Source organism: Thioalkalivibrio sp. XN279, from assembly GCF_011089885.1.
Lineage (GTDB): Bacteria > Pseudomonadota > Gammaproteobacteria > Steroidobacterales > XN24 > XN24.
In genome coordinates, this window is record NZ_JAANBD010000029.1 from 198,207 (window position 1) to 216,296 (window position 18,090).

Consider the following 18,090-nt stretch of genomic DNA (forward strand, 5'->3'; position numbering starts at 1 on the left):
GCTTTTTTGCTCCTTGGCCCACAGGAAGGCCTGAGATAGACTCGGGCGATTATGTGAACTGATTGGCAGCATTCCGGTCGCCAACTCAACGAAACTTTTGAGTTCTGATATACAACAAGCCTGATAGCCAATGGCAGCCACCGCACAACCCAGACTGACCGGACTACCACGACGCCTCGTCCAGGAAGGGGTGATCAACGAGTCCATCGCGCTCGAAGCGGAAGCCGAAGCTCAGAGATCGGCTAAGTCGTCGGTGGTGTCCTATCTGGTCGAAAAGAATCTCGCCGACCCACGCGAAATTGCGACTGCTGCGTGCCATGAGTTCGGTGTGCCTGTGCTTGATCTCGATGCTATCGAGGTCGACCTCGAAACGGCCCGACTGGTCGACGAAAAACTAATGCATCGTCATCGCGTGCTACCCCTTTTCCGTCGGGGAAGGCGCGTGTTTCTCGGTGTCTCTGATCCGACCCGGCTCCAGGCGATCGACGAGATCAAGTTCGCGACGGGCATGAGTATCGAAGCCATCGTTGTGGAGGACAACAAGCTCGACGCGATGCTGGCGCGAATGTCCGAGGCACTCGACACGACACTCGAGGGCTTGGGTGGGGAAGACATCGACCTGGAGAATCTCGAACTCGGCGGCGAGCAGGAAGATTCTGGCCAGGACGTCACGCGAGACGAGATTGACGATGCGCCGATTGTGCGTTTCGTTAACAAGGTTCTGCTCGACGCCATCCACAAGGGGGCGTCGGATATTCACTTCGAACCCTACGAGAAATTCTACCGGGTGCGCACTCGTCTGGATGGCGTGCTGAAAGAAGTCGCCAAGCCGCCCGTAACGCTTGCCAACAAGGTCACCGCGCGCATCAAAGTGATGTCCCGAATGGACATCGCCGAGCGTCGCATTCCCCAGGACGGTCGGATCAAGCTCAAGCTTTCGGCGAATCGCGCCATTGATTTTCGTGTCAACACGCTGCCGACTCTCTACGGTGAGAAGGTCGTGCTGCGTATTCTGGACCCGAGCCAGGCCAAACTCGGCATTGATGCGCTGGGATATGAAGACTTCCAGAAGCAGCTGTATCTCGACGCCTTGTCCAAGCCTTACGGGATGATCCTCGTAACAGGTCCGACCGGAAGCGGTAAGACGGTTTCACTCTATACCGGCCTTAACATTCTCAACACGATCGACCGAAATATTTCCACTGCGGAGGACCCGGCGGAAATCAACTTGCCCGGCGTGAACCAGGTCAACGTCAACCCCAAGGTCGGCTTGACCTTCGCCTCGGCTCTGCGTGCATTCCTGCGCCAGGACCCGGACATCATCATGGTGGGTGAGATTCGCGATCTCGAGACAGCTGAGATCGCCATCAAGGCGGCGCAGACGGGCCATCTTGTGTTATCCACGCTGCATACCAACGATGCCCCCAAGACGTTGACACGCATGGTCGATATGGGTGTGGCACCCTATGCGATTGCTTCCTCTGTAAGCTTGATCATCGCCCAGCGCTTGGCGCGTAAGCTCTGCGACAATTGCAAGGAACCTAAGGAAATACCCAAGGAAGCCTTGCTCCGCGAAGGGTTCACAGAGGCCGAAGTAGAGGAAGGCCTCACAATCTATGCGCCAGTCGGGTGCAGCAAGTGCAACGACGGTTACAAGGGCCGCACCGGCATCTTCCAGGTCATGCCCGTGTCGGAGACCATCGGCCGGATCATCATGGAAGGCGGAAATGCGATGCAGATCGCCACGCACGCCGAGAAAGAAGGCATGTGGGATCTAAGGCGAGCCGGGCTGGTAAAGGTCAAGAATGGCATCACGAGCCTCGAGGAAGTCAACCGAGTCACAATCGATTGATCACCGTGCCCGAAACACCCTCAACGAATAGCGACGAGTGACTAGCTATGGCTGACGCTGCGAAACAATATCCCTTTTCCTGGCAGGGCAAGGACGCCAAAGGCACCCTGGTCAAGGGCACGCTCGTCGCTGTAAACGATGCAGCAGTGCGGGCGAGCTTGCGGCGACAGGGACTCGTACCTATCCAGATCCGACGCCAGAGCACGCTTTTCCAGAAGCGCTCAAAAATCACCAGTGAAGACATTGCCATCTTCAGCCGCCAGCTGGCAACGATGATGCAAGCCGGCATCCCTCTGGTCCAAGCGTTCGACATCGTAGCGAACGGACACGAGAACCCCGGGATGCAAAAGCTACTTTCCGCCATTAAGGTGGATATCGAGAGTGGCACAACCCTGGCCGATGCGCTCGCGAAGCACCCGATCTATTTTGACGATCTCTTCGTGAACCTCGTCTCGGCGGGCGAACAGTCCGGTGCTCTGGAAACGTTGCTAGACAAGATCGCCATCTACAAGGAAAAAACTGAGGCCATCAAGAAGAAGATAAAGAAAGCACTAACCTACCCCACTGCCGTCCTGGTCGTGGCTTTTATCGTGACTGCGGTCCTGTTGGTATTCGTTATCCCGCAGTTCGAGAGTCTGTTCCAAGGTTTCGGTGCCGACCTGCCGGCGTTCACGCGCATGGTGATCGACGTATCGCTCTTCGTGCGGAGCAATGGCGTCTTTATTGTCATCGCACTCGTCGCCGCGGCGTCGGCATTCGGCTATTTCAAAAAACGCTCCCGCAAGTTCAACCATTTTCTCGATAAATTGATTCTTCGGGTTCCGGTCATCGGCGAGATCATCCGGAAGGCTGCGATCGCTCGATTCACTCGAACTTTGTCGACTATGTTCGCCGCCGGCGTGCCCCTGGTTGAAGCCCTTGAGTCGGTGGCCGGCGCGACCGGCAATATCGTCTATCAAGTTGCCACGCTGGAAATACGCACGGAAGTCGCCACTGGCACCCGCTTGCAGCGGGCCATGGAAGCTACGGAACTCTTTCCGAACATGGTCATCCAGATGGTGGCAGTTGGTGAAGAGTCGGGCTCGCTGGATGAGATGTGCGGCAAGGTTGCAGACTTCTATGAGCGCGACGTTGACGATGCCGTGGACAATCTGTCCAGCCTGCTCGAGCCGATGATCATGGCCATCCTCGGCATCCTGGTCGGCGGCCTCGTGATCGCCATGTACCTGCCGATTTTCAAGCTCGGCGCAGTGGTCTGATTCGAGTCGGAAACAGGACGGTTTTTGCGTGAGCACGCTCGCGGCTTTGCCGCCCGCCATGCTAGCGGCATTCGCGTTGCTATTCGGCCTGCTGGTCGGCAGCTTCCTCAACGTCGTGATCCATCGGATTCCACTGATGATGCGGCGGGAGTGGCGTGAACAGTGCGTCGAGGAAATGGCGCAACCGGCGTCTGACATCCCCGAGGGTCGGTTCAACATCGTGGTGCCGCGCTCCCGGTGCCCCAAGTGCGGTCATGGGATCACAGCCGGCGAGAATATCCCGGTCGTGAGCTGGCTGATGCTGCGCGGCAAGTGTTCGGGCTGTGGCACAAGGATCTCGGCCCGTTACCCCGCGGTCGAACTGCTGAGCGGACTCATGTTTGCTGCGACCGCCGTGCTGCTGCCCTGGCCGGCCCAGGCCCTGGCAGGGATCGCCCTGACCGGCGCGTTGATCGCGTTGAGTTTCATCGACATCGACGAGCAGCTGCTGCCGGACAACATCACGCTACCGCTGCTATGGGCCGGGCTGGCATTCAACCTGCTGGCCGGGGAACACGCCTTCGTCTCGCTGCAGGACGCCGTGGTCGGCGCGATCGCCGGTTACCTCTCGCTGTGGACGGTGTACTGGCTGTTCAAGCTCCTGACCGGCAAGGAGGGCATGGGCTACGGCGATTTCAAGCTGCTGGCGGCGTTGGGCGCATGGCTGGGATGGCAGATGCTGCCGCTGATCATCCTGCTGTCTGCGGTCGTCGGGGCCGTCATCGGCATCGCCATGATCGTGCTGCTGGGACGTGACAAGCAGGTTCCGATTCCCTTCGGGCCTTACCTCGCGGCGGCGGGCTGGATTGCACTGCTGTGGGGACCGCAGCTCGCGGCGGCCTGGCTCAACTACGCCGGGCTTCATTGACGTGATCCAGGCGCCGCCGTTCCGCGACGGGCGCCTCCACGTCGGCCTGACCGGCGGCATCGCCAGCGGCAAGTCCACCGTGGCCAGGCTGTTCGCGGAACGCGGCGTGCCGGTCATCGACCTCGACCAGGTCGCGCGGGAAGTCGTGGAGCCGGGCCAGCCTGCGCTCGAGGCCATCGTGGACGCCTTCGGCAGCGAAGTCCTCGACGACGAGGGCAAGCTCGACCGCGGCGTCCTGCGTGCAAGGGTATTCAAGGACGAGGCGGCGCGCCGGCGGCTCGAGGCCCTGCTGCACCCGCTGATCCTCGAGGCGACCGTCAGGCACGTCGAAGCGGCGGGCGGCCCATACCAGGTGATCGTCGCGCCCCTGCTGGTCGAGTTCGGCCTTGCGGGCTGGGCTGACCGGGTGCTGGTGGTGGACTGCCCGACCGCGATTCAGCTGCAGCGGCTCATGACCCGGGACGGCAACGACGAGGCCCTGGCCCGCTCCATCCTGGCAGCCCAGGCGACGCGTGACGAGCGGCTGGCTGCCGCCCATGACGTCATCTCCAATGCCAACGGCCCCGAGTTGCTGAAGGACCCCGTGGCGCAGCTCGACGCCCTGTACCGGGACATGGCGGCCACGGGTGAGCGGGACCGTCCCGGCCTGCGGCTGCCCTGAGAACGTCCGGGGGTTTGCGGTTACCCCCGGCATCGTAGAGAATCGCGCGATGAGCCAAGGTGCGGCGAACGCCCCGCTCCGCCAGGAAGCGCGGGACATGATCGTCTACGAGCAGCCGCTCACCGAGCGGATGCGTACCTTCCTGCGCATCGAGTTCCTGGCCCGCCAGGCGCAGCATCACGCCCGGCAGCCCTCGGCCTGGTCCAGCCGGGCGGCCATGCACAGCCTGATCGAGATCCTGGCGATCGTCAGCCGGGGCGACGTGCGCGGCGAGGTGCTGAAGGACCTGGAGCGCCACGCCACCATCCTCACCGGGTTCGGCAACCGCCCCGGCGTGGACCGGACGCGGCTCGACGCCTTGCTGGCGCGCATCTCCCAGCTGAGGGAGCAGCTCGGCAGCTGCGGCGCCAACTACACCCAGCCGCTGAAGAACTCGGAGTTCCTGGCCTCCATCCGCCACCGCAGCGCCATCCCCGGCGGCACCTGCGAGTTCGACCTGCCGGACTTCAAGCACTGGCTGAGCCTGCCCGAGGAGCAGCGCTACAACGACTTCCAGGCCTGGTTCCGCCACCTGAAGCCGTTGTGCGACGCGATCGGCCAGCTGTTGTGGCTCACACGCGAGTCGTCCCCAGGCAAGCAGGAACTGGCGCCCGGCGGCATGTTCCAGTACCAGATCGACCGCTCCATCGGCTGCCAGCTGGTGCGCATCTCGCTGCCGGCGGGCGCCGACTACTACCCCGAGATCAGCGGCGGACAGCACCGCTTCACGGTGCGGTTCCTGACCTGGTCCGGCCCAGAGCAGCGCCCGGTGCAAGTCCTAGACGACGTCCGCTTCGACCTCACCTGCTGCTGATCCTCGCGATGCGCGAAGTCGAATGCCCCCATTGCGGCAAGCCCGTGCCGTGGACCCCGGAATCCCGCTGGCGGCCATTCTGCAGCGAGCGCTGCCGGCTGATCGATCTCGGGCAATGGTTCGGGGAGGAGCACGCCATTCCGGGTGAGCCTGGCGATGGTCACGACTTGCCGGACGACGATCTGGACGACGAGGCGCGCTGAGTCCGATCAGTTTTTGGGCCAGAGGCTCCGGATCGCAGCGATCCCCTGAGCGCCACGCGCCCATGCAGTCTCGAGATCCTCGGGGCCGAGGCCGCCTATCGCATAGACGGGCAGCGGCAGGTCGCGGACGAGTTCTTCGAAGCGCTGCCAGCCCATGCCGGGTTGGCCGGGGTGTGAGGGGGTTTCCAAGACATTGCCCAGGAACGCGTACGTGGCACCGAACTCAATAGCCCTCTCAAGCTCCTCGGCGTTGTGACAGGACGCACCGAGAAAAAGTTCGGGCTGCAGTAACCGCACGGAACTGTGCGTGAGGTATCGCACTGGTGCGTGGATACCCGCGACGACTTCACGAAGCCGCAAAAAAAGTGCAGGGGGTAGTGCATCGAGCGCGGACATCCATTCGACGGGGTCTCCGTGCAAAAGGAGCCTGGCGCCCGTCGCTTCCAACCTGCAGCAGGCCCCTGCGAGGAGTGCGAGCAGTGATCTAGTATCCGCGCCGGGACGTCGCAGGCAGATAAGGCCGCCAAGCAAATCCGCGCGCTCAAGCATATCAAGCAACTTCGCATCACTGATCGCCACAGCCGGCGTTACAGCAATCGTGTCCGGAAGCCTGAGGGCGGTGGTGATCTGGGTGTCAGCTGGCAGCAATCCGATCTCTTGAAGGTCGGCCACACCGCACCATCTCAGCGCTTGGCCCTCCCGCGGCTCGATCTGTCCGCGCCAGCGACTTACGCGCCACACATCGAGGTCGACCTCGAACTCAGCATATTGGTGCCTGTATCGGATCAGAGGGCGCGCCGAATCGACTTCAATGTTCAGCTCCTCGCGAAGCTCCCGCGCCAGGCTATCGAAGCGCAGTTCGTTAACTTCGAGTTTACCGCCCGGGAACTCCCAGAAGCCGGCCATCGCCTTGCCCCGGGGCCTCTGGGAAACGAGTACGCGCCCTCCAGCATCCATGAGGACCCCAGCAGTAACGTGGATTCTTTTCAATGTCGCTGATTTCTCTAACTTTGGCCGTGTGCGAAGTGTATATTGTCGCCCGGAAACTGATTTACGCCGAGATAACATGCCTGCAAGTTCGGGCGGTTCACGCCGTTGTCATCTGCTCGCCGTAGCCATACTCCTTGCGGGACTGATCGTAGGCTGGCTTGCCTATGCGCCCGGACTCACGGGCGGCCTGATGTTCGACGATGAGGGCAGCCTGGGCGGCCTCGCGAACGTCAGCGACTGGGATAGCGCGATTCAGTTCATCTCCTCAGGTGTCGCAGGCCCCATCGGCCGACCGTTGGCGCTGGCCTCTTTTGTGCCGCAGGCCTACGCGTGGCCGGATTCGCCAGAAATCTTCCTGCAGACCAACATCCTCATCCACCTGCTCAATGGCGTCCTGGTGACCTGGCTGCTCTATCTGATCGGCCGTGCACGCGGATCCGACGAACGGTGGGCCTCGTTGGCAGCAAGCGGTGCTGGTGTCATCTGGCTGTTGCTGCCCTTACTGGCATCGAGCTCACTGTTCATCGTCCAGCGCATGACGACACTGGCATCGATGTTCATGCTCGCGGGCGGCATTGGATACTTCTATGCGCGTCGGAACCTGGAGCACGCCCCGTACCTGGCACTTGCTGGGATGACCCTGGCGTTGGGTATCGGCATGGCGCTCGGGATGCTCAGCAAAGAGATTGGCGCATTGCTGGTCTTGTACGTTCTTGCCACCGAAGCCACGCTGCTTTCTCGTCCAAGCAATGTTCCCCGAGGCATATGGCGCAGCTGGTTTGCGCTGGTGCTCGTCGCGCCGCTGATACTGTTGCTGGGCTACCTCGCGATGCGCCTGCCGTATTCCGAGGGCCTAGTGCTGCGTCGAGATTTCACGGGCTTTGAGAGACTCATAACCCAGGCGCAGATCCTATGGGAGTATCTGTACCTGGCGTTCATCCCGACAGCCAGCCAGCTAGGGCCGTTCCACGACGACTATCCCGTTCAGAGATCGCTGTTAAATCTCCCGACATTGCTAGCCGTGGCGGGCTGGCTCGGGATCATCGGGGCGGCCTTTGTCTTCAGGAAAAAGGTGCCACTTTTCAGCTTTGCAGTGGCCTGGTACCTCGCGGGACATCTACTCGAGTCAACCACCGTGAGCCTTGAGCTGTATTACGAGCACCGCAACTACCTGCCGCTCGTGGGCCCGGTCTTCGCTCTTGTCGCGTCTATGCAAGGCCTTAATAGACAGTGGCGGCGGCTCGCCGGCTTTGGTTTAGCAACCTACACAGCGCTTTTAGCCGGCGTACTTGTCACTATCTCATCCCTTTGGGGAAACCCAGAGATGTCCGCGGAGGTTTGGCAGCTCTATCGCCCTAACTCTCTTAGGGCCAACCAGCACCTCGCCGCCCAGCTTGAGAACCAGTCTTTCGCCCCTGCGTCACGGCGGCTCTTGAACCGCTATCTAGAGGACAATCCGGAAGCTCACGGCGTCGCTTTACAGGTCTTGGGTATTTCGTGCCAGCTCGAGCCGGACTCAGATCATAAAGAGAGCATCAATCACCTGAAGCAAGCCCTACCAACAACCCGATTCAATGCCACTGTCTGGTCAGCATTTAAGCAGATCACGTTCCTAGTGACTGAAGAGAAGTGCAGTAACATCAGTGATGAAGACGTTTACGCTCTCGGAGAGGCGATGCTTGCCAACCCGGCATTCGAGGTTGGCGCCATCCAGCACGTGATACATGTGGAACTCGGGCGGATCGCGTACAGACAGCGAGACTTTGCCCGAACAATGATGCATCTTGAGTCCGCCATAAAGGCATTTCAGAATCCCAGAACGCTTCGGATGGCAATTAGAATTCTCGTTGAGGCGGGCCGCACGGACTTAGCATGGGAGTTTCTTCGGGAGGCTAGACAGCAGAAACCCCCGCAGAATCCATTCCGTGCGATACAGTGGCGCATGGATCTGGATCAGATAGAAGAGGCACTGTCCGCACTCGAATCAGAGCACGTCTTACAGCCGGACGGTACGCCGTCGACGCTACTCACGTTAGAGGAGCAATGATGCATCTGAAAGCTGTATCTGTTGTAATACCAGCTAAGAATGAAGGTGAAACCATTGGCGGGGTCGTACAACGACTTAAGCGAGCCCTTCCTGATGTCCAGATACTTGTTGTCGATGACGGCTCCACGGACGAGACAAGACAAAAGGCAGAACAGGTCGGAGCCGAGGTCGTCAGGAATCCGTATAGCCTAGGTAACGGTGGCGCTATCAAGACCGGGGCGCGTGCTGCTTCCGGCGAAATACTCGTATTCATGGATGCTGATGGTCAGCACGACGCCGAGCAAATTCCCCGGCTGTTAGAAGAGATCGATGCAGGCTACGACATGGCCGTGGGCGCACGAACCCACGCCTCGCAAGCAAGCCACGGTCGGAAATGGGCCAATCGCTTCTACAACCGGCTCGCAAGCTACATGACGGGACAGCCCATCCCCGACCTCACTTCTGGACTGCGTGCTGTCCGCGCGAGCAAATTCCGGGAGTTTCTCTATCTCTTGCCCAACGGTTTCTCTTATCCGACAACCATCACGATGGCGTTCTTCAGGGCGGGCTATCCGGTTGCGTATGTGCCGTTTACGGCGGGGCGAAGAGAAGGCCGGAGCCATATCAATCCGCTCAAGGATGGTCTTAGGTTTCTCCTGATCATCTTCAAGATCGGGACACTTTACTCGCCGCTTAAGCTTTTTGTCCCTATCGCCTTGTTACACGGCGCCCTGGGCCTCAGCTACTACGCCTACACATACACGACGGCATCCCGGCTGTCGGTTGCCACAGTTTTCATGCTGACGGCTGCCGTCACAATCTTCCTGATCGGATTGGTCTCCGAGCAAATTACCGCACTTATGTACAAAGATTCTGGAGACAAACGGACAGGACCATGAAAGATCGCTCAGCGCTTTCTATTCTTGGATCGCCATTACAAGTAGCCCCACACTAAATTCCCATATTTCGTTGAACGCAGCACAAGCTCTGCGAAAGCTCAATCTGTTTAGGTTCAAATCCTCTGCTGCCCCGTGACAATTTCACGAACCCCGCGGAGCCAGAAGCTAATTTGCGCGTATATGTGTTTTACCGGGATCAATAGGCCGATCACCATTCGGATCACTGGCTCATCGGTGTAGCGAAGGTAGTACCTGTAATAGCGGAGCGGATGAACCCGGTACACGATCTTGCGCCAACCCTTCCAAGGACTGGAGTAACTGGCGCCACAGTTCTGGTCGTGCAAGCGATACCTTAGATGCGTCAGAGGGATTGTTCGCAACGCGCCGACTTGCAATAGCGCATATACGAATATGGCATCGGGGTAGTAATCGAGCAACAAGATATCTTGTTTAACTTTTAGCAGCTTCTCGCGATTAAACAGGCTGTAAGTGTAATGGCTACGGTAGTTGTTCTCATTTCCGAGGAAGCATCTTATGAAATCCCTATGCCGAAATGCAGGGAGCCGCTTCTCTACTATGGTTGCGTCACCTCGGACCAAAAACAGAGCCCCGCGAACTCCCGCGTCATCCACGGTAATGTGCTTTGTCAACAACTCTAGCCAAGTACTGTCCCAGACATCATCGTGAGAAGCCCACATAAACATCTCGCCGCGCGATTGATGCAGGACGAATAAGAAATTCCTGCCGATACCAATGTTGGTTTCCTGACGAAAATAGCGAATCCGCGGATCGCTCCGCTCGTAACCCCGCACGATCTCTGCGGTAGCGTCGGTCGAGGCGTTATCGGAGATGATCAGTTCGAAGTCGCCGAATGTCTGGCCTAATAGCGAGTCTAGCGCCTCGTGCAAGTACCTTTCACCATTGAATACGGGTAGGCCAATAGACACCTTCGGAGGCTTGTTAGTTGGGAGACTGTCAATCATGTAGCCTGCTTCGAGTGGCGTTGCGTTTTCTCGCAAAGTTACAGTTTACGAACATTGTCCTAGCCAAATACTTAGGCAAATCTCGCTTGTTGCCCCGGCAGGTGCCGCTTGCGGTTGATCGTGATGACAATTGCTAACATGAGCTCTCCCAGTAAAACAACAGTTCATAAGCAGGGTTTCCATCGGTTTTGACGTTGGTCTACTCATCGAGAGTGCCGTTTTTAAGGCGAACGCGGTTGAAGCTTCGACCGCTGAACGATTTGCTCTCGAACATAGGCCGCAGAAAATGCGGCCGCTGCGAATGCAGCTCCGCCAGAAAACGAAAGTGTCACAACAACCATCAAAGCGCTCTCCGGGCTTGGAAGCAAACCCTTGATCAACATCGCTGCGGCAAGGGCCCCGGCAATAGGCATGACAATATCGTTCACGTACCAACGCCGCTTCTCTCGCACAAGAATTTGTCGATACATGAAGTGGACGCCAACCAGGACATAGCCGGCGTTAAGCGTAACCCAAGCCCAAGCCGCACCTTCAGGTCCATATCTTGCCGTAGCCCATAGAATGGCCGGAACCACCAATAGCACCGCGACGAGGTTTATCCGGACCGCCAGGCTTGTCCAGCCATGCGCGAGCTGCGTCTGGTAGGGGATCCACATCAGCCCATTCAACAGGTTTCCAAGAGCAAGTAGACTCAGCAGAGGAGCCACACGAACTGCGAGTTTCGGATCTTGCGTCCAGAGTCGCAGTATAGGCTCAGCGAACAGGATCAGGATGATCGCTGCACTACCCGCGGTGACCGAGACTAACTGGGCCGCTTGATGATAGGCCTTGACCAACCCGACTTGGTCATCACGGGCATGGAGCTCGCAGAGCCTCGGGTACCAGGCTTGCGCGATGGGCCCGACGAGCATGTAGAGCCCAGCCGCCACCAATGCGGCGACGGTGTAGTAGCCGTACTCGCTGAGAGAAAGCAGCCTGGATAGAAGAATCTTATCGATCTGAGTGAGAAGGAGCGCGAGAAAGGTGACGCCCAGCATACCCCCGGCGAAATGCCGGATACCGCGCAGCGCGTCGAGCGAAAATCGGCCATCGCGCCCCCCGCGTGGCAGCGTTGTGTAGGTCGCCCAAGCGAGCGCGGCAAGGGTTGCGATGGAAATCACGCCTTGCCAGATGAAGAAGGCCTGTATGGTCGGCGAAACCCACGCGAGGACGCCGACTGCCCCGAAGCCGCGCACCGTGGCCATCGCACTGTTGACGACGTTGAAAAGCACCTGCCGCTGCAGTCCCATGATGCTACTGCGGTAAACGTTTTCCACGAGCCGCAACGCTGTGACCAAGCCCATGATTGCAATGGCCTGTGCAACGACCGGGACTGGCAGGGATTCAACGCGGAGCCACGCGCTTGCGATCCGCTCCGCCGCAAGGAACGTGGCAGCGGAAATCGCAATAGCTACGCCAATTGCGATGATCTCCACACTACGCAAGACGTCGCGAATTGACTCGCCGGTATGCGCCCCGCCGGTAAACCGGGCCATTTCTCGGTTGAGCGTCGGGGTCAAGCCCAAGTCCAGCAGGCTCAACCACGCCACCAGAATGGCAAACAGCCCGATCAGGCCAAATGCCTCAATCCCCAAGAACTTAATATACAGGGGAATGAAGGCTACCCCCATCAGGGCTGCCCACCCTTGCCCCACGTAGTTAGCGATCAGATTGCGCTTGAGCATGGTTAGCGTCGTCAGTACGCCGCGTACCGCACCGGCTCAACGCACCCGTTTCAAGTATCCGTCTGGTGCCACGGTAATCAGCAGCTTGTTCTGGATATCTTTGTCGACCTGAAACTCAGGATGGCTCTTGAGGAACTCCCAGACAGCCGTCTTGGGATTATCCCCGGGACCCCAAGGACGATCGGGAAACATGTATGCCGGTAGGTTCTCGATAATAGTGTCGAAAACCACAAGGTAGCTACCAGGGGTTACTAGCGACGCATAAGCATCAAGCTCGCCGAGAACGTGTTCGTAGGTATGATTGCTGTCGAGACAAACCAGCACACACTCGAAGCCTTCGGCCATGGAATGAATCCGCTTGACGATAACTGAGTCTATGGATGAACCCTCGATCATATTGATGCGATTCGATAACGGATGCGCCTCAATTGCTGCACGGTTATGGGCGCGAATGTCAATGTCGACACCGAGCACGTGGCGACGAGGTTGCCTGGGATCCATCGCAACCCCGTTTTCCAAAGCGTCGCAATAATCAAGCAATGCCAGCATCGAGGCGCTGAAGATCAGCGAGCCACCGTGCGCGATACCGGTTTCGATGATTAGGTCCGGCTTGATTTGCCAGATCAGTTCCTGGAGCGCCACGATGTCCTGAGGATATTGGATGACGGGGCGCCCGCACCAGAAAAAGTTGTAGGAGTATTTTGGCCGGGTCGATGCGAGCATGAAATTGTGGGCGGCCTCCACCAATTCTGGGTTACTCGCGTTAGCGGAGAGTCGATCGATCACCTCTTGTTCGAACTTTGTCACAGTCGTCACCGCCACACTATTAGATTTACTTGGCACATTGTCAGTTTCTCAGATGGATTTCGGATCTATTGTTCCATCAGCTCGCCATCAGCGGAACACACGGTTATCAGAAGAGCGCACGATCAACATCGGTTTCCGGCATGTGGGAGAATTCTGACCGCCCCCTTTTTTCAAGGCTCGCGAACACCTACCACGCGCGGCGGATCGAAAAGGTTGTCTTGCCGCGCGCCAAACTGCAAAAGATCCCGCCGCCCAAATTCGTCCGCGATCTCCTCGGCCAACTGCCGCACCGTAACCGGCACTCCGGAACAGATGTTGATTGGCCCCTGACGGTGACCAAGAGCTGCTTCCGCGATCAGCTCGCCGGCCTCCCGGACATCGAGAAAATCGCGAATCTGTGTTCCGCTAGTCAACTCCGCCGGCTCACCGGCGCTTAGTTGCCGGCGGAGGTACGGAACAAGACGACGCGGATCCTCGCCCTCCCCATAAAGGTAGAACAAACGACACCAGGCAAAGTGCACACCCAATGATGGCAGCAACTGGCTCAGCACGAGAAACGCAGACGCCTTGCAGGCTGCGTAAAGGCTTTGTGGCTTGAGCGGGGTGTCGGTGGTCACCGTGCCAACATCTAGATCGTACTCAAAACAGGTGCCAACACCTACGAATCTGCGAACGCCGGCCTGGATACTAGCGTGGGCCAAATCGATGGTGCCCTTAAGACACGTCACGTTTTGGTCCGAATCAAGATACTTGCCTGGTTCCGTATACCATGCCAAGTGAATCACCGTATCCACTCCATCCAAGACCGATTTCCACCAAGATGGCTTTGCCTGGAAAAGGTCAGGTGTTTCTATAACGTGGACACCGTGTTCCAAAGGGATTGAGGTTGATGACCCGTTACGCAGGACCAATCTCAAGGGATGTCGTTTCTTGGCAAGGCTGCGGACGACCTGACGACCAACGAACCCGTCGCCACCGGTAACCAGGATCATGTCTCGAGCGCCTCAGTCATATGGCACGCAGTGTTGGTACGGCAGTCACAAACCGCGTGCCTCGCTCATCCAGTGCGACAAATTGGCTTCGGAGTTCGTCAGCTATGTTCCACGGCAGGATCAACAAGTCATCTGGTGGCTGATCGAGTAATGCCTGCGGAGATTTTATTGGGATATGACTGCCAGGCAGATAACGCCCCTGCTTGGATACGGCAGCATCGCAGACGAAGGGCAACAGGTCGGGCTTAATACCAGCGTAGTTCAACAGGGTGCTGCCTTTGGCAGCTGCGCCATAGCCCGCAACCTTTCGGCCAGTGCGCTTCTGTTCGATGAGGTAAGCCACAAGATCGTCCTTTACCTTGTCCGCACGGGGCTGGAACCTTTGGTAGACATTGAGGTCGCGGAGGCCGGCCCGCGATTCCGCGTCGAGGATCGCACCCAACCTATCTGTTGTCTTCCGTTGATCTTCGGCATGAACCCCATAGACACGAAGGCTACCGCCGTGGGTGAGCAATTGCTCGACATCCCATATGCGCAAACTGTGCACCGAGAAAATCCGCTGTACCGTATGGAGCGAGAGGTATGAGAAATGCTCGTGGTAGACAGTGTCGAACTGCGTGTGTTGGATCAGCCGCAGCAGGTGCGGAAATTCCAGGGTGATTGTCCCGCCGGGCTTTAGTGCCTGTCGGAGACCGACAGTGAAGTCGTTGATGTCCGGAACATGCGCGTAGACGTTGTTGCCGATGATAAGGTCGGCCTGTTGGCCTGCGTCTGCCAGGCGCTGGCCCAACGCGGCGCCGAAGAACTCACGTAGCACTGGGATGCCCTGTGCTTCCGCTTCCGCGGCTGTGCCGGCAGCCGGCTCAATCCCGAGACAGGGTATGCCGGCGACGACGAAGTTTTTGAGCAGGTAACCATCATTCGCCGCAACCTCGATGACGAAGCTGGCAACATCAAGCCCTAGGCGCCTACGGATCATCTCCGTGTAGCGGGCCGCATGTGCCAACCATGTCGTTGATGTCGAGGAAAAGTACGCGTAGTCGGAGCGGAACAGCTCCTCGGGTTGAGCGTAGTCTTCTGTCTGGACAAGCCAGCAGTGATCGCAGACATAGAGCTTGAGCGGGTAATACAGCTCGGGGCTGTGGAGGTCTGCCTCGGTCAGGTAGGCGTTGGACGGCGGTGCAAAACCCAGGTCCAAGAAGACGTGTTGGAGTCGGGTGCAACAATGGCGGCAGTTCACAATACGTCCACCCCCATAAAAAACTCATCCAGGAAGGGATGTGTCTGATCCCGATCGGACCGGTCTCCGACCGGCAGAGGCCAGGCTATACCGAGACGCGGGTCGAGGGCATTGAGCGCGCCTTCGGCGTCCGAGTGATAGGCGGCGGTGTGCAGATAGAAGACCTCGCAATCGTCGGCGAGCGTCTGGAAACCGTGCGCAAAGCCTTCGGGGATGACCAGAGTTCGTCGATTCGTGGCGCTCAGACGTTCTGCGTGCCAGCACAGGAAACTCGGCGATCGCCACCGGAGATCGACCGCGACATCGAACACCTCGCCCTTAACGCAGGTGACCAGCTTCATTTCGGCATGAGGCGGGTACTGGAAATGCATGCCCCGCACCGTCCCCGCCTTCACTGTGAGCGTGTGGTTGATTTGCTCAATACCTCTTCCTTTGAGCAGATCAGCCAGTTCTGCGCGGCAAAAGAGCCTGTCCAAACGGCCACGTTGGTCGCCGATTGGGTGGCGTGTCAGTAGGGAGAGCCCTGCCAACGGGGTATTGGCGAGAGTGAACCGTCTCATGGCGTGCCAACGAATGCAGCTATATCGGCCTCGGATAGTGTGAGGGCGCTCGCACCAGACGCTTGCTCTCGATACCACTGGAGCGTTCTAGTGACCGCCTGAGACAGGGACCAGCGGGGCTGCACGTCTAGTATGGTTCGGGCCTTTGTGATCTCCAGCGCAAGCCAGCCGGCTTCGTGAGGGCCATCGGCGCCGTCGCGGTAGTCTATGGCCCCGGCACCGTAGGCGGCGCGAGCCAGCTCGATCACCTCACGGACCGACACAGCCTCGTGAGGCAGCGGGCCAAAGTTGTAGGGCCCCGCAAGGGCCGGCTGATCCCACAGTCGTTCCGCCAACCGCAGGTAGGCACCAAGAGGTTCCAGCACGTGCTGCCAAGGCCGGGTTGCGGCGGGGTTCCGAACGAAGAGGGATCGCCCAGCGCTCCACGCTCTCACCGCATCTGGAATCAGGCGATCCTCCGACCAGTCGCCGCCGCCAATGACGTTTCCGGCGCGCGCGGAGGCTACAGCAATACCCCGCTCGGCGAGAAAGGCATCACGGTAACTCGCGATGACTAACTCAGAGGCGGCTTTGCTGGCACTGTAGGGATCGTGCCCGCCCAACGCGTCGGTTTCTCGATAAGGAAATGGATGTTCTAGGTTTTGGTAAACCTTGTCTGTGGTAATGGCAACAACAACGCGAAGATGCGGAAGTGGACGCAAGGCCTCGAGGAGATTGGCAGTGCCTTGAATGTTGGTAGAAAAAGTCCCAAGCGGATCCCGGTAACTGGCCCGCACTAGGGGCTGCGCAGCCAAATGAAACACGATTTCAGGATCGGCGGCCCCGATCCAGTACGCAAGCGCGTCCGCATCACGGATATCGATCTCGTGGCTTTCGAGGAGTAACGAGATATCAGCCAGCGTGAAAAGGTTTGGTTCAGAGGTTGGCGGCAGGGCAATACCCGTAACGCTCGCACCCAAGCGGTTGAGCCAAAGCGCGAGCCAGGAACCCTTGAAACCGGTGTGCCCGGTGAGGAGAACACGCTTGCCGCGCCAGAAGCGGGGCCGCGGGTTGACGTACCTCAAGACCAAATCTTCCAGGGTGCTGCGCCAGAGCTCCAAAGCTCTTCGAGCTGGTTTTTATCCCGCAGCGTGTCCATCGGTTGCCAGAAACCTTGATGCTGAAAGGCCATCATCTGCCCCATGCGAGCCAGCTCGGCCAGAGGCTTCCCTTCCCAACTGCTGGTATCGCCATCGATGAGGTCGAGGCAGCGCGGTGAAAGCACAAAAAAACCACCATTGATAAGGCCGCCATCCCCTCGAGGTTTCTCTGTAAAGCCAGTGACCATATCGCCAGACCGATCGATGGCGCCGTAACGACCGGGAGGGCGAACCCCAGTTATGGTGGCCCAGTACCCATGGTCATGGTGATAGCGTATCAGCGCTGTGATATCGACATTGCTGAGACCGTCGCCGTAGGTGAAGCAGAAGGCATCCTCATCCCGGATGTAGTCAGAAACGCGCCGGAGGCGCCCACCGGTCATCGTATGCTCGCCGGTATCCACCAAGGTGACCTTCCAAGGCTCAGCCTTGTGCTGGTGAACCTCCATGCTGTTATTAGACATGTCGAAGGTGACATCCGACATGTGCAGGAAATAGTTTGCGAAGTATTCCTTGATCAGGTAGCCCTTGTAGCCGCAACAGATCACGAACTCATTTACGCCATGGGCAGAGTACAGCTTTAGGATGTGCCACAGTATTGGGCGACCGCCGATCTCAATCATCGGCTTGGGCTTCATGTGGGTCTCCTCGGAAATCCGGGTCCCTAGTCCACCCGCGAGGATAACAGCCTTCATGTTTGCTCTCGTTGGTACCGCGGCGCTGTGCTGGGCTTCAAACGCTTTGCCGCCTGATCCTCAATCGATCCGATGCCAAGCCCCAAGTGTTTTTTTTGATTACTTATATTAATAACGAAGTATAAGCAATATGCAGCACCGTTTCGATGGGCCGCGCGGCGTCGTCACCGATAGCGGCGCGGGCTTTCGAAGTTCAGCGTTCACTATCACTCACTGACCGCGATTGAGTAGTATCGCGACGGCCGCATTTACGGTTGCAAGAGGCTCGTAGGCAGAGCCTCCGCGCTCGTGGCTGCAGCC

The 18,090-nt window shown here is 58.6% G+C and carries 17 protein-coding genes; 8 read left to right on the forward strand and 9 right to left on the reverse strand.

Annotated elements, in window-relative coordinates:
- Positions 1–130: 130 nt before the first annotated feature.
- Genes pilB through yacG form a run of 6 tightly spaced genes read left to right on the forward strand, consistent with a single transcriptional unit; the run spans position 131 to position 5,735 of the window.
- Positions 131–1,852, forward strand: coding sequence for a type IV-A pilus assembly ATPase PilB (pilB, locus tag G8346_RS13795; protein WP_166052304.1), 1,722 nt, complete (start codon positions 131–133; stop codon positions 1,850–1,852).
- A gap of 47 nt (positions 1,853–1,899) precedes the next feature.
- Positions 1,900–3,111 carry a type II secretion system F family protein gene (locus G8346_RS13800; RefSeq protein WP_166052307.1) on the forward strand — a complete coding sequence of 404 codons (1,212 nt, stop codon included), beginning with the start codon at positions 1,900–1,902 and terminating at the stop codon, positions 3,109–3,111.
- 28 nt (positions 3,112–3,139) lie between these two features.
- Complete coding sequence (locus tag G8346_RS13805; protein ID WP_370520659.1) at positions 3,140–4,018, forward strand: A24 family peptidase; 879 nt, start codon at positions 3,140–3,142, stop codon at positions 4,016–4,018.
- Position 4,019: 1 nt separating this feature from the next.
- A complete protein-coding gene (coaE, locus tag G8346_RS13810) occupies positions 4,020–4,679 on the forward strand; it encodes a dephospho-CoA kinase (RefSeq protein ID WP_370520660.1) in 660 nt (219 codons plus the stop codon).
- Positions 4,680–4,728: 49 nt separating this feature from the next.
- Positions 4,729–5,532, forward strand: coding sequence for a cell division protein ZapD (gene zapD, locus G8346_RS13815; protein WP_166052309.1), 804 nt, complete (start codon positions 4,729–4,731; stop codon positions 5,530–5,532).
- Between the two features lie 8 nt (positions 5,533–5,540).
- Positions 5,541–5,735: a DNA gyrase inhibitor YacG gene (gene yacG, locus G8346_RS13820; RefSeq protein ID WP_166052311.1), complete on the forward strand. Its 195-nt coding sequence runs from the start codon at positions 5,541–5,543 to the stop codon at positions 5,733–5,735.
- A gap of 6 nt (positions 5,736–5,741) precedes the next feature.
- Here the strand turns inward: yacG and G8346_RS13825 are convergent, their stop codons facing one another.
- The gene (locus G8346_RS13825; protein WP_255454028.1) at positions 5,742–6,803 is read right to left on the reverse strand and encodes a Nudix family hydrolase; all 1,062 of its coding nucleotides are present in this window, start codon (positions 6,801–6,803) and stop codon (positions 5,742–5,744) included.
- Here G8346_RS13825 and G8346_RS13830 point away from each other — a divergent pair.
- Positions 6,802–8,772 (forward strand): hypothetical protein, encoded by a 1,971-nt coding sequence (locus G8346_RS13830; protein WP_166052315.1) that lies wholly within the window; start codon positions 6,802–6,804, stop codon positions 8,770–8,772. The genes G8346_RS13825 and G8346_RS13830 overlap by 2 nt on opposite strands.
- Complete coding sequence (locus G8346_RS13835) at positions 8,769–9,650, forward strand: glycosyltransferase family 2 protein (protein ID WP_166052317.1); 882 nt, start codon at positions 8,769–8,771, stop codon at positions 9,648–9,650. The genes G8346_RS13830 and G8346_RS13835 overlap by 4 nt, the downstream gene beginning before the upstream one ends.
- A 113-nt stretch (positions 9,651–9,763) precedes the next feature.
- Here G8346_RS13835 and G8346_RS13840 read toward each other — a convergent pair whose 3' ends face one another.
- The 8 genes from G8346_RS13840 to rfbF form a co-directional block, all read right to left on the reverse strand.
- Positions 9,764–10,633 (reverse strand): glycosyltransferase, encoded by an 870-nt coding sequence (locus G8346_RS13840; RefSeq protein WP_166052319.1) that lies wholly within the window; start codon positions 10,631–10,633, stop codon positions 9,764–9,766.
- A 221-nt stretch (positions 10,634–10,854) separates the two neighbouring features.
- Positions 10,855–12,357 carry a lipopolysaccharide biosynthesis protein gene (locus tag G8346_RS13845; protein ID WP_166052321.1) on the reverse strand — a complete coding sequence of 501 codons (1,503 nt, stop codon included), beginning with the start codon at positions 12,355–12,357 and terminating at the stop codon, positions 10,855–10,857.
- A gap of 36 nt (positions 12,358–12,393) precedes the next feature.
- Positions 12,394–13,164 carry a cephalosporin hydroxylase family protein gene (locus tag G8346_RS13850; protein WP_166052323.1) on the reverse strand — a complete coding sequence of 257 codons (771 nt, stop codon included), beginning with the start codon at positions 13,162–13,164 and terminating at the stop codon, positions 12,394–12,396.
- A 170-nt stretch (positions 13,165–13,334) separates the two neighbouring features.
- On the reverse strand, positions 13,335–14,156 hold the full coding sequence (locus G8346_RS13855; RefSeq protein WP_166052325.1) for an NAD(P)-dependent oxidoreductase: 822 nt from the start codon (positions 14,154–14,156) through the stop codon (positions 13,335–13,337).
- Between the two features lie 16 nt (positions 14,157–14,172).
- On the reverse strand, positions 14,173–15,396 hold the full coding sequence (locus G8346_RS13860) for a class I SAM-dependent methyltransferase (protein WP_166052327.1): 1,224 nt from the start codon (positions 15,394–15,396) through the stop codon (positions 14,173–14,175).
- Entirely contained in the window at positions 15,393–15,956 is a 564-nt protein-coding gene (locus G8346_RS13865; RefSeq protein ID WP_166052329.1) for a dTDP-4-dehydrorhamnose 3,5-epimerase family protein, read from the reverse strand. Before G8346_RS13865 ends, G8346_RS13860 begins: the two co-directional genes overlap by 4 nt.
- The gene (rfbG, locus tag G8346_RS13870; RefSeq protein ID WP_166052331.1) at positions 15,953–17,020 is read right to left on the reverse strand and encodes a CDP-glucose 4,6-dehydratase; all 1,068 of its coding nucleotides are present in this window, start codon (positions 17,018–17,020) and stop codon (positions 15,953–15,955) included. Before rfbG ends, G8346_RS13865 begins: the two co-directional genes overlap by 4 nt.
- Positions 17,017–17,790 (reverse strand): glucose-1-phosphate cytidylyltransferase, encoded by a 774-nt coding sequence (gene rfbF, locus G8346_RS13875; RefSeq protein WP_166052332.1) that lies wholly within the window; start codon positions 17,788–17,790, stop codon positions 17,017–17,019. Before rfbF ends, rfbG begins: the two co-directional genes overlap by 4 nt.
- Between the last annotated feature and the right edge of the window lie 300 nt (positions 17,791–18,090).